This window comes from Paraburkholderia dipogonis, assembly GCF_046027395.1.
GTDB classification, from domain to species: Bacteria; Pseudomonadota; Gammaproteobacteria; order Burkholderiales; family Burkholderiaceae; genus Paraburkholderia; species Paraburkholderia dipogonis_A.
In genome coordinates this window covers 1-488 of the sequence record NZ_JAQQEG010000131.1, presented here as the reverse complement: position 1 = coordinate 488, position 488 = coordinate 1, and the positions used below count along the sequence as shown (strand labels likewise).

Annotated in this window: 1 protein-coding gene; it reads right to left on the bottom strand. The window is 61.1% G+C overall.

The window, feature by feature from the left end:
• Window positions 1-488, bottom strand: a 488-nt coding sequence (locus tag PQR32_RS42170; protein ID WP_408241821.1) for a citrate/2-methylcitrate synthase, incomplete at both ends; no start/stop codon positions are given.

Here is a 488-nt window from a genome sequence, read left to right as displayed (position 1 = left end):
GATTCGGGAACATCTTCTTCGCGTCCCACATCACCGACTCCAGCCGTTCGGCGATATTGAACAGCTTGCTGTTGCCCGCTTCTTTCGAGAGCTTCTTCGCGATTTCCTTGATGACCTTGTTGCGCGGGTCGGAAATTGTGTACACCGGGTGGCCGAAACCGATTACCACTTCCTTATTCTCGACGCGGCGGCGGATGTCCGCTTCGGCTTCGTCCGGCGTCTGGTAGCGCGACTGGATTTTGAACGCGACTTCGTTGGCGCCGCCGTGCTTCGGTCCGCGCAGCGCGCCGATCGCGCCAGTAATCGCCGAATAGATGTCCGATCCCGTGCCCGCGATCACGCGGCCCGCGAAGGTCGATGCGTTGAATTCATGCTCGGCGTACAGGTTCAGCGACACGTGCATCGCGTCGACCCACGCCTTCGACGGCTCCACGCCGTGCAGCAGATGCAGGAAGTGGCCGCCGATCGAGTCGTCGTCGGTTTCGACT